Source organism: Nostocoides jenkinsii Ben 74 (assembly GCF_001046875.1).
In the GTDB taxonomy this organism is placed as follows: domain Bacteria; phylum Actinomycetota; class Actinomycetes; order Actinomycetales; family Dermatophilaceae; genus Nostocoides_A; species Nostocoides_A jenkinsii.
The window spans coordinates 60,103-70,243 of record NZ_HF571038.1 but is presented as its reverse complement, the minus strand read 5'-3'; the positions used below and the strand labels follow the sequence as shown (position 1 = coordinate 70,243).

11 protein-coding genes are annotated in these 10,141 nt (G+C 65.8%); 1 reads left to right on the top strand and 10 read right to left on the bottom strand.

All coding sequences use genetic code 11. The features are described from left to right. Window positions 1-215, top strand: a 215-nt coding sequence (locus BN13_RS00320) for a transposase (protein ID WP_048543506.1), incomplete at its 5' end; no start/stop codon positions are given. 20 nt (window positions 216-235) lie between these two features. On the opposite strand, the gene BN13_RS00315 is transcribed toward BN13_RS00320, so the two are convergent. The 10 genes from BN13_RS00315 to BN13_RS00270 form a co-directional block, all read right to left on the bottom strand. Next, window positions 236-799 carry a hypothetical protein gene (locus BN13_RS00315; RefSeq protein ID WP_157038347.1) on the bottom strand — a complete coding sequence of 188 codons (564 nt, stop codon included), beginning with the start codon at window positions 797-799 and terminating at the stop codon, window positions 236-238. 68 nt (window positions 800-867) lie between these two features. Further along, entirely contained in the window at window positions 868-1,503 is a 636-nt protein-coding gene (locus BN13_RS00310; protein WP_157038346.1) for a pYEATS domain-containing protein, read from the bottom strand. Between the two features lie 33 nt (window positions 1,504-1,536). Further along, window positions 1,537-2,865: a hypothetical protein gene (locus tag BN13_RS00305; RefSeq protein WP_048543499.1), complete on the bottom strand. Its 1,329-nt coding sequence runs from the start codon at window positions 2,863-2,865 to the stop codon at window positions 1,537-1,539. A 129-nt stretch (window positions 2,866-2,994) separates the two neighbouring features. Then, window positions 2,995-3,288: a PIN-like domain-containing protein gene (locus BN13_RS00300; RefSeq protein ID WP_048543497.1), complete on the bottom strand. Its 294-nt coding sequence runs from the start codon at window positions 3,286-3,288 to the stop codon at window positions 2,995-2,997. Continuing rightward, the gene (locus BN13_RS00295; RefSeq protein ID WP_048543496.1) at window positions 3,254-3,937 is read right to left on the bottom strand and encodes a DUF433 domain-containing protein; all 684 of its coding nucleotides are present in this window, start codon (window positions 3,935-3,937) and stop codon (window positions 3,254-3,256) included. The genes BN13_RS00300 and BN13_RS00295 overlap by 35 nt, the downstream gene beginning before the upstream one ends. A 32-nt stretch (window positions 3,938-3,969) precedes the next feature. After that, window positions 3,970-4,347, bottom strand: a complete 378-nt coding sequence (locus BN13_RS00290) for a hypothetical protein (protein WP_048543495.1) — start codon at window positions 4,345-4,347, stop codon at window positions 3,970-3,972. Between the two features lie 90 nt (window positions 4,348-4,437). Further along, on the bottom strand, window positions 4,438-6,114 hold the full coding sequence (locus BN13_RS00285) for a TniQ family protein (protein ID WP_162199887.1): 1,677 nt from the start codon (window positions 6,112-6,114) through the stop codon (window positions 4,438-4,440). Between the two features lie 19 nt (window positions 6,115-6,133). Beyond that, window positions 6,134-7,210 carry a TniB family NTP-binding protein gene (locus tag BN13_RS00280; RefSeq protein ID WP_048543492.1) on the bottom strand — a complete coding sequence of 359 codons (1,077 nt, stop codon included), beginning with the start codon at window positions 7,208-7,210 and terminating at the stop codon, window positions 6,134-6,136. A gap of 11 nt (window positions 7,211-7,221) precedes the next feature. Further along, complete coding sequence (locus BN13_RS00275) at window positions 7,222-9,222, bottom strand: helix-turn-helix domain-containing protein (RefSeq protein ID WP_048543491.1); 2,001 nt, start codon at window positions 9,220-9,222, stop codon at window positions 7,222-7,224. After that, on the bottom strand, window positions 9,200-9,964 hold the full coding sequence (locus BN13_RS00270) for a TnsA-like heteromeric transposase endonuclease subunit (RefSeq protein ID WP_048548640.1): 765 nt from the start codon (window positions 9,962-9,964) through the stop codon (window positions 9,200-9,202). Before BN13_RS00270 ends, BN13_RS00275 begins: the two co-directional genes overlap by 23 nt. Between the last annotated feature and the right edge of the window lie 177 nt (window positions 9,965-10,141).

Sequence of the window (10,141 nt, the reverse complement as noted above, 5' to 3'; positions counted from 1 at the left end):
CGATCGAGTCCCAGAACGCGCGCTACCGGCGCGCGGTCAACGCCAAGGGCCACTTCCCGACCGAACAGGCCGCGATGAAGACTCTCTACCTGGTCACCCGCTCACTAGACCCCAAGGGCCTCGGGCAGGCACGATGGGTCACCAGGTGGAAGCCGGCCCTGAACGCCTTCGCCGTCACATTCAAAGACCGGATGCCCGCGGCGGAAACCCTGTAAGGAACAACCCCTCATGCCACTTACACCGTTGGTCGGACAGACCCTGCCGGGTCCCCGAGCAGCGCGATTAGTGTCTGTCGCTTGGAGCGTTCACTCAGCAGTTGGAGCGCCTCCTCGAAGAGTTTCGCTGCTTCGCGCCGATAGACGTCTTTGAAGGTGTTGAAGTCGAAGGTGGCAACGGTCAGTTGCCGCTCGGACTCCAGTTCAGTCATCGTCTCGACAAGCCTCCGCTTGTTGTCATCGGCAATCGCGTCAACTGCGACGTTGCGGGTGAGCGCAAGATACTCGGCGTAGGTCGTGTCGAGGCAAAGTACAATAAAGGGCTTGCCGCCATCCAGGGCAGCCCGTAGTTCGGTGCTCCACGTAATCTCACCATGTCGTCGCAAGATGACGAAGACGCATAGGTCCGCGGCCGCAACGGTTCGGCGGGAGTTTCCCTCCCAACTCGCGGTGGCGTTGTTGAGGTAGAGGATCTCGCCAGTTTGATAGTGCCAGGGCTCTCCGCCCAGGCCTTGGGTGACCTCGGCAAACGAACGTGCCAGGTCGGCTGTGTCGCTCGCGCCGCATAGCATGATGCCAAGCATCGTTCTAGTCCCTTCGGTCTGACAGATGGTCTTCTGGAGCGTCCGAACAATGTGCCGAGTTGGAAGGCTTAGGCACTCCCAATCACCCGTTCGGCAAGCGCGGCCGACTCGAAGTCCAGGTAACGACTCAGGATGACCTGGTCACCGTCGGTGAAGGTCACGCGGCATGCACAGATCACAGGCCCCCAGGCAGAGGTGACGAATCCGAGCGTAGAACCGTGACGGCGAGTGACGGTAGTCCCGCTGGGCTCGAAGTTGGGGCCGAGATAGAACTCGGCAGTCGATACGTCCGAAAGGTCATCTGGCAGCCCGTAAGCAGAGCGCCGCCAGCCCGTCAGGAAGACAAAGAGGTCGCACTCTTGGTCGAGGTGCTCGGATGGCGTGGCGATGTGTACGAGATGTACTCCCCGCTGAGACCGTCCGACGTGGACTCGGAACTCCTCGAGCTCATGCGCCGGCCCGGCTGCTGAGTTGAGAACGCCCTCGTCTCCTGGCGTGATTCGGGGCACGCCCCGGGTCTCTCGCTCCAGCTCGGCCGAGAAACTACCAACTCCTAGCTTGACGGTGTCACCGTGCTCCACACGCTTGCGAAGGGCGCTCAGGATGCCGTTCCAGTGGTGCCGCCCCCACACCAATACGCCTGTGATCAGTCCGGCCCAGAGCAGGCTCTGGAGCAGCGGAATCCACTCCGCGAACTCATGCATGGTCAGCCCCATCCGGCGGTTCGATCTCGGTCATCAGAGCAGTGCCCGCTGGACGAGGTTTTCCGACTGCCAGACGTCGGGGTCGTGGGTCGCCCCGTGCGATAGATGCCATTGGGGCAAAACAACTTCGGTCAGGTTGGTTGCCTTCCGGCGGATCCGCTGGGGCGTTCGCGCCAGGGCGAGCACTGGGTCGAACGGCAGGCGGATGTCGATGGTCTTGAGACCGCTTTCGACAGCGAAGCGGACGTGCTGGCTTGCTGGCGTGCTCAGGAGGACGACTTCTTGGATCTTGGTGCCTAGACTCCATGCGCGCACTGCGACCTCGCCGCCGTAGCTGTGGCCGAGGAGCGTGTCGATGCCGCGAGGGCTGATCTCTTCGGCCCAGCGGCGGAAGTCTTCTGCTGCCACGCGCCGTTGAGGGTCGCTATAGGCGCCGCTCCAACTGAAGGGCGCGCCCCGCGAGTAGATGTTTGCCCTCACCTCCTGGCGGACGTAGTCGTGGAACGAGGCGCTGGGCCGCCACCAGTCGCCTTTCCATCCCCATGTTCCGTGGATGATGGTGGACACGGAAACGGCGCCTGGGATGGGCGCGCGACCCGCCCCACCACCTTCGGCATCGTCGTCACCGCTCCCCACTCGCGCGAGGGCTGCCATTGCGAGCTGTCTCGTGATCGGGTCTTCGGATCGCATGGCGAGGGATAGCCGCGCTGCGGCGAGTTCCTCGATCCGTTCGGGAGAATCTCCCGGGTAGGCATCGGGCTGAAGTAGCTCGCGGGCGGCCATCTGCCAGCCCCCTGGCGACCAGCCCAGCGTGCGTGGTGGTGGCGTCTCGAGATCGGGGTTGTAGGTCCAGTCCGCAGCCGCGCCCCACGGCTCGAAGGCTCCTGGCAGGTCGAAAGGGAAGCCGTACAAGTCCCACAAGCGGTACCAACGGCGGCGGGGGCCGCCTCGCCGCTCGATCACGTTCCGCCGACCTGAAGCGACCCAAATCGCTGCTGCTGCGGCGGCGGACTCGCGCTCAAGTCCCGAACCAAGGACCTGCACGAGAAAGGTGACGGCTCCGGCTGGCCATGCGTCGGTTCGGAGCGCGGCGAAGGTCTCCTCACGAGAACGGTCCTCCACGAATACACCCCGGTCGAACTGTCTTGCGGCGTCGTCCCAGGACCAGTCGCTGTTGCCCGCGAGATACTCGGGAAGTCCCATGGCCTGGAGTTCCCTCTCCAGTCCGCTCAAGCCGCGTGCAGACCCGAAGGCCGCGCCCAACGCGACAACCCGGCACACGTTGATGGACTCGAACTCCACGCTCTGGCGGGCGGTTTCAGGACTGCTCGTCGGCTCGAACGGAGGGTCGTACTCGCTCACGCGAGGTCCTTTCGTGTGGCCTGCAGGCGGAGTCTCCAGAAGCAGGGATCGGGACGATGTAGCCGTCGGCGGATGGACAGGAGGTGACGACCGAGGACAAGGCCCTTCAGCGTCTTGCTGGCGTTCGGGTCATCTAGCGAGAAGACGCGTTCGGTGCTCGACGATGCAGGTCCGCTCCTGGGGGACTTGCCACATGCGGGGGTTCTGGGTGAGGACGCCCCAGCCGCGCTGTCCGGCCTCAGTGAGGAAGGTGATGTCCTCCAGCCCCTGCGCGGTTTCGTCTCCGTAGTGATCGCGCAGCGGGATTCCGTGTATGCCGTCCATCTTGGAGATCTCGTAGGCGACCTCCGGTGCGAGGCACCGGTCGACCAGGAGGATCTGGTCGCCTTTACGCGGCCGTGGCCGCCCACTCCCGGTGTTCATCGACTGCGGCCACCTCCTGCAGAGTGAGCCCGTACTGCTGCATGACCTCGTCGACGGAGTCGCCGCCCGCGAGGCTCCCGAGGACAGCGAAGACCGGGACGCGGTTGCGGACGAAGGTCATGCGCCCGGCGTTGAAGCGCGGGTCTATCGCAACACCCGGGATGCGGACCTCGAACGCGACGGGGTAGTCGTCGTCCTCGAAGATGAGCGGCTTGAGGTGATCTTCGAGAACTTCGACGAAGGCGTGCTGGCTGGTCTTTACCCGGTAGAGCTCGCTGGGATTCTCCCGGACGTAGGCGTAGGCGCCGTCCGTGACGAGCCGCTTGTTGGCGAGGGCGAAGGGTGCGTCGAAACGCTGGCGGATCCAGAGGGCTGCCGCATCGACCTCGGAAGGCGCGAGCATTTCTCGAAGAGTGCGAAGGGTGTTGGCCTCGACGAGGCCAACCAGAGGAACGGAGGGCCAGCCGCGATGATCCTGCGGGTTGCGGGTGAACATCTGTCTCCGGGAGGACCGTTGCCCGGCCCATGCCTTCACGGTATCGAGGGGCATGCCGACGAGGTCCGCGACATCCTGAACCGTGCAGATCGGCGTGACGAACCTGGGCTCTTCGTAGTCGACATCCATGGCGGCCTCCTCGTCCTTGATCATGCCACCTGACACTGACGGAGGGGCGGGAACGCTCATGTCCGTGTCTCGACCGCGATGCCCCTGAGCTTCGCGCGACGGGGGTCGAGGTCTGGCAGCGGCTCGGTCAGGTCGAAATCATCCCGAAGCCATGTTGGGACGTGACGGTCCTGGTAGCCGATGGGGTCGGCGACCGCCCAGTCGAGTTCCCACTTCTCGAGGTGGGGCCACTGGTGGCCGTCTTCGTAGCGGAGAAGCGAGTGTTGGAGGCAGCGGCCGAGGCTTCCGCGGAGGTCCATGATCGAGGTGGGGCCGGGGATGGTGTGGTCGAGGTACCCGACGGTCTCGTCGTCGGGTGCGTACTTGGCGACCCAGCCGACATGGGGGGTGTGTTCGCTTCCGGCCTCGGCGGCAGCGAAGGTGGCGGCGACCACGTTCAGGTCCCGTGTCTCGAAAGCCGCCGTCGCCCCGAAAGACCAAGGAACGCGTCGGTCGGTCCGGACCGCCGGGATGGACCCCGCCCTTCAAGGTGGTTGCCACGTCAGCGGCTCCCCGGGTGGCCGGCCGAGTCCGGTGGCCGCCGACTCGAGGACATCGTCGGGAGCGTCCTCATGATCGTTGGCCCACCCGGACAGCGGCTTCGGAGCGAAGGTGATGTGGCCGCCGGTGTAGACACTCCATAGGTGCGCGCAGAAGGCGCGCCGCTCGTCACGCGTCGAGTCGGGAGCATGGCGTTTCCGTACCAACGTCTTGACAGCATCGGGTTGGGCGGTGATGCGACGGCGTTCGTAGTCGATCGGTGGCGGACAGGCGTGCAGCTGTTCGAAGAGGCGGCCGATCGCCTGGACGTAGGTGGGCCAGTGCCCGGCCTTGTCGATGGCGTGCCAGTGGCGGGCGCCGGTGCTGGCGCAGTGGGCGGGCAGGCCGAGGTTGACGGCGATAAGGCGCCACCCGCGGTCGCTGGCGAAGCGGGCCAGCGCGATCGCGGCGAAGGCGCGTCCGAGCGGGGTGTCAACGCCGTGATGGGAGTCGAGTTCCACTGAGCCGAGCGTGATGGATCCGGGCCAGAGCGTGCTGGGGATCGACGACATCGGCAGATCCGGGAGGCTCGCCGCTGGCGTGAGCGGCGTCGTCGTGGCTCGCCAGGCTTGGGGGTAGCAGGGGGCTGGCGTTCCGATGCGGAACTTCAGTTCGGCGCCTACCGTGAGCTGACCTTGATGCTGCTGGAGCGAGATCGCGGTCAGCACCGCGTTGCGTGGCCGCTGCTGCACCCGGAAGAGCGGCCCGATGGGAGCCACACCTTCCTGAGGGTTGAAGCCGCCCACGTCGGTCGCCAGAGAAGCCGCGTCGCGCAGCGATGGCTGGGTGAGCAGAAGGTGCGCGACCTGCAAGCCGTGCTCCTCAGCGAAGCGGATGTCGAAGATCTTCGGGTCCAGGGTGTTCTCGGTGATGATCTCTGCAGCTGCCTCGTATGCCGTCGCGGCAGGGACATGGAAGCCGGCGACGACTACCTGCTCCTCGCGCGAGGCAGCGGCGATGAGCGTCCAAAGCCACTCCTGAGCGCCCAGTAGGTCGGGGTGCGCCTCCACGGTCGGGGTCTCGCTCAGCTGGGTGCCGCACCGTGCGCGGTATCGCTTGCCGGTGGAGGTGTCGATGAAGTCGTGGCAGGCGGTCGGGCTGCCGTCGTGGGCGAGCCAGGTGGGTTTGGCGAAGGGCGCGGCGTGGCAGTAGGGGCATCGCCACTCCAGCAGAACGCCGTGGTTGAGGCAGGCGAGGTGGTAGGGGTGCTGCCATGTCTCGGCCCATTGTCCGGTTTCGGCGAGGCAGCGGGGGCAGAAGCGGCTGGATCGGGTCCAGCGTTGGCTGCGGCGGCACCGAATGTCGGACCAGTAGTGCGCGTCGAGCCGGTCGAGCGAGGCCCCGATGACGGAGCAGCGGGCGGCTTGCTGAGGCGGGTCGAGCCCGGCCCGGGCGAAGCCAGTCGGGTCTGCCTCGACCATGGCCGGCAGGTCAGGCTGTGCCTGGCTGCGGTGGTCGATGCCGAGTTCGGCCAGGACGCCGGTGACCGTGATGCCGTAGCGATGAGCAAGCCGCCGCAGCCATCCGGCGAGCGACTCATCGTCTCCTCGGGGGACGTAGATGGGCCAGCGGTAGATGTCATACCCACCGACGATCGTCCGCAGTGCTCGCGGTCCAGCCACCGCCGATGGCCGGACGGGGTCAGCCCACGGCTGCAGCACTGGTCTCGGAGGCATTGTCGGCGACAGACATGGACAGGACGTCGGCCGTGATGTCCTCGATCCCGGTGGCGACAGCGACGTGGCACGCGTGCTCGAGCAGACCGGTCAGTGAGCCGATGCGACCCTGTGTGCGGCGGAACAGCTCCCGGGCGTGCCGGGTGAGGACATCGGGCGGGGCGTCGGCCAGCAGGAGCTGTGACTGCAGGGCAGCAAGCAGGTCGACCCAGGCCCGGAATCCGGCGTCGGTCGAGAGCGTGAACGGGGCCACAGCGCAGCGTGTGGTCCGACGACCCATCTGGGCCACCTCAACGGACTTGGGATTCCCTTGCGTGCCTTCGGTGAAGAAGCGCCGCCCCAGCAGGCCCACCCCCGTGTACATGAACGTCACCGGTAGAGCGTTGGCCAACCCCTTCAGGTGGTTGGCGACCGCCTTGCCGTCACGGTGGCTGTAGTCAACGAAGTGAAGGTCGTCGATGATGATCAGACGGGTCTCGCCAGTGGTGACGGCGTCGACGACCAGGGCGACCAGATCGGCCTTGGTGTCTCGGGAGCCGGCTGGGTGCCGGTAGAACTTGAGGATCTGCTTGTTCAGGTCCTTGAGCGTGGTTGCGCTCCGGAGCGGCACGTAGACGACCGGCAACCGTTGGGATCCGGTATCGGTCGTCGGCCCATACCGCCGGTAGATACGCCGGTGGAAGTCCCTGCCGTAGCGGGTGGCGATGGTGGTCTTGCCCAGTGCCGGTTCAGAGTCGATGACCACGGCTCCGCGGAGTCGGTCGCCGTCGCGATGGTTGCCAGCCATGACCTGGTCGATGACGGAGTAGGCCGCCGCGACCTGAGTGGTGCGGACGGCGGCGGGGTTGGCGTGCCACACCGCACGCGCTGCGTTGTAGTCCTCCAAAGCGTCGTCCGACAGCGCGCCCATTTCATCTCGCGACAGGGACGGCAGGGGGTCGCGCGGGCCAGAGTTGACGAAGGCGTCCCAGCCGACCTTGTCGGCCAGCACGTAGGACTGGCGATCGTTGGTGCGAAGCCAGGCGGCCCACGGATTGGTCACTGCTCCCCCGGTCAGTCGTCGAGTAGGTCGAAGCCGCCGGCGTCGGGCTGGGCGGCGTAGTAGCGCTCGAACACCTCATCCAGGTCGTCGGGATGTTCTTGAGGGCGGTGTTCCTGGCGTCGGCTCAGCAGGTCGATCACTCCAGGCAACGAGGCCCGTTCCTCGGGTTTGACGTCGGAATCGGGCTCGAACGAGCTGGGCATGCTGGCGATGCGGATCGCTAGGTTGCGTTCCCGACGGCCCATCACTTCTTCACGTGTCCATCGGGCGAGCAGATCCTCGACGGCTTGCTGCGGGTCGACGTGCCGGTTTTCTCGGATGGTCAGTCGCCGCGTGTAGTCGGCGGCGTCCTTGCTGAATGGGGCGTTGATTCCCACGGCGAGACGCCATTCCAAGGGATGCCAAGCGTCGTTGGCCGGGTCCCGGAAGTAGACGGTCCGGATGTCGTCGACGTCGACCAGGATCGGCCACTTCCCTGGGTGAGTTCCCCCGTAGTTCGAGCGGTGTCCTCGGTACGGGTTGAGGGCGGGCCCGTCGTAGCGACGGGTGTCGATGTCCACGCCGTAGTGGTTGATCTTGCGCCACTGGACCTCCATGAGCTCGTAGCGCAGGTCTTCGCGCGTTGGGAGTCGCAGCAGGCCGGAGACCTCGATGCCGCGGTTGAACATCTCCTGGGGCGAGAGGTCCACGCCGGGTAGGCGTGGGTCCCGCAATCCCTTGTGTGCCTTGACGTGGTAGACGTCGCCGACCCACTCCCTGATCAGCTGCTCAAGCTCGGTGACGAAGTAGAACGCGCCCTTCTCCACGTCCTTGCCGCGGGAAGCGATGTTCGGCCCCTTGTATCCGCTGAGCTTGTCCAGCAGTGATTGGCGTAGCGTCCGGAAGAACCGCTCGAGGACGGGCTTGTCTGTCGGTTTGTCGGGGATCGCGGGCTGGACTGAGATTCCGAGTCGACGGCAGGAACCGAGCGTGTGCTCGGACATATAGACGTTGCCGTGGTCGATGACGATGGTGTCGGGAAGGACCCCGATCGACCCGAGGACCACGTTCTCGGGAACACCGGCGTAGGGGCCAGTTGGCGCGCTGGGCTCCCGGCCCCACTGCTGCGGAGTCAGGCACTGGAGGAGGACACTGGCCACATCCGCGGACTTCGCTGCCACCGGCCGCAGGCGGATTCCCTTGATCGAGCGGTCAAAGAGGTCCATCGCCACCGTCAGCTCGGTGTTGACCCAGCGCATGGTCACCGGCTCCATCGCGAAGACGTCGAGCTTGTATCCATCCATCAGGACGTATTCGCCTGGCCGGGTCGGGCGAAGCTGACCGAGGACTCCCTGGGGCCGCTTCGCGACGGATCGACGCCGGGGTGCGTCGCTGAACGTGTACTTGCCCGCGTCGAGCTCGACGACTCGCCGATACGCCACTGCCCGGGTCGGTGGCTTTCCGTCGGGCACCTCGCGCAGGAACGCCTTCGTTGCCCGGCTGATGACCGTCTGCTTCGACGGTGTCGACCGGTTGACGTATTCGTGCAGGATCGCGACGCACGCCTCGTCCCAGCGCGGATCCACGCTACGCCGGGTCTCTTGGAGAACACGTTCGTCGATCAAACCCTCCGGACCGAGGTGCTGGAAACGGCGCAGCCTGCGCTGGACGGTACGGATGGAAACGCCGAGATCATCGGCCGCCCGCCGGATGGCAATTGCTTGCTCATCCAACGCGGACTCCAACAGGACGCTGAAGACGGTCACCTCCCGCTCGAGGCTGGACCTCTTCTTGCTCGACAGACTTGCCCAGGCGACGTTGCGCGGGAGGGGCAGCCCGTCGGGGTCCGGTTGGTGCCCGGACTCGGCGGGACTTGCAGTGTCGATCAGCTCTGCCACGGTCACCGTGCGATACCGTCCGTCGCCGGCGTTCAGCCTCACCGTGGTCGCGTCGACCTCGCACACCGACCACGCCTCCCCGTCGAACCAGAGCCGGCTGCCGACGCGGACCTCAAGAACAGCGTTGTTCGTCATGGACCTCTCGAATCGTCCGGATCTCGGTGCTCATATCGATCGGCTGATCGAGCGCGACCTGCCACGTCTGCTTCCAGAGCAGCGCGATGAGCGCCGCCCGCAGGGTGGCACTGGAGTGGGGTGACCGAGATGCCTCGGCCAGGGCTGCACCGAGAGTGCGTCCAGGACGACCTGCACGGGCCAGCGTGGCCATCGCGTCGGAATCGACGAACCGGGCGCGACGTCCCTGGGCGAGGAAGCGGACGTTCGTCAGTTCGATCGGATCCGCGCCCGACCAGATCGAGTACCTCCAGCCGCGTACGGCCAGCAATCGTCCAGTCCAGTCGAGAACCACCGCGACATCGGGCTTGTCCAACATGTCGGCAGGCTTGACGTCGACGACCTCCACAGTTCCGTTGCGATGAAGCAGCAGGTAGTCCGGCACGTGTCGACGTAGCGCATCGCCGTCGCGACCGGAGATGCCGAATGGCTGGCTCGCGATGGCCACCACGTCACGGTCGAAGTCGGCAAGCATCAGCCGGTCGCGCTCCAGCAGGCTCTCGTAGCCCACGTGGTCTCCCACTGTGGCGGACCACCACCAACCTGGGTAGTGCCCCATCCCCGCATAGGAGGGGAAGGACCGAACCGGTAGTCCCCGGGCCACCTCCGCCGACGGAGCCAAGTTCAGCGTCGTGATCACGTCCTGGCCCATGAAGGACGTGTACCGGAACTCGACCATCCGCTCGCGCGGCTGCGTGGCCACGAGACCAGCGTCCACCCGCGCGACAAGTTAGCGAGACAACGACACGCCTGCGACAAGAAAGTGAGACAACGACAAGTAGATCGAGAACCTACAAGAGTCCGAGGTCTTCGGGGGCAGAGGCGGGCGGGAATGATCGGCCGACCACAAGAGTTGAGTGAATCAGACGCAAGTTTTCGG